At 52.8% G+C, this 646-nt stretch carries 1 protein-coding gene; it reads left to right on the top strand.

Features of this window, described 5'->3' with window-relative positions; genetic code table 11:
* Positions 1-329 precede the first annotated feature (329 nt).
* Positions 330-646 (top strand): hypothetical protein (locus HW443_RS13150; RefSeq protein WP_219857273.1); only part of this gene is annotated, 317 nt, incomplete at its 3' end.

A 646-nucleotide genomic window follows, 5' to 3' on the forward strand; every position in this document is an offset into this window, starting at 1 on the left:
AAGTCCCACCGTTGCAATTCCCAGTTTGGCAACGTAGTTATACCCGGCAGTCGATAGGGGTGACCCAGCGACTGAAAGCCCGGAAGTAAAAGCCTTCTATAGGGAGGCGAGCAACCAGGAGGGCCGTAGCGAGAGCGAACAGAATAGACGCCGAAATACCCATTGTTGTAGCTGCCAAGCCTCACGGGCTCGAGGCGATGGCTATAATCCTTGGGGAAGGAACTGGGAAAAGCACCCAAGGAAGCTTCCGGCGGACTGAAGGCGGCAATTCTGGAGAGGTCAGCAGAGAAAGCTCGGAAGGTCTGCGAACCAGTCAGGATGACCCTGAAATGACAAAGACCGTTCCTATAACCAAAGAGGGAAATGGAAAGGAGGTTTGCAGACTGACGGATGAGGTCAATAAGTGGAGAAGCCAAGATAATGATAAACTTGGTGGAGCGAGGACCTCTGGGTTCAGGAGAGACAGCGGGAACACATCCCCCAGACTCAGAACTGGGATAAGGATGTTAATACAACCAATGTCTCAAAGCGTGGGTCAAACCTGTACATTTGGCACAGACAGTCGTGGGTCAGACAATGTTTGTAGCGGATGCACGGGGAAGGGTTCACTGCAAGCTGGAAGGCGCCTGAACTTGAAGCCGTACCG

This window comes from Candidatus Hakubella thermalkaliphila (assembly GCF_013281975.1).
Lineage (GTDB): Bacteria > Actinomycetota > Humimicrobiia > Hakubellales > Hakubellaceae > Hakubella > Hakubella thermalkaliphila.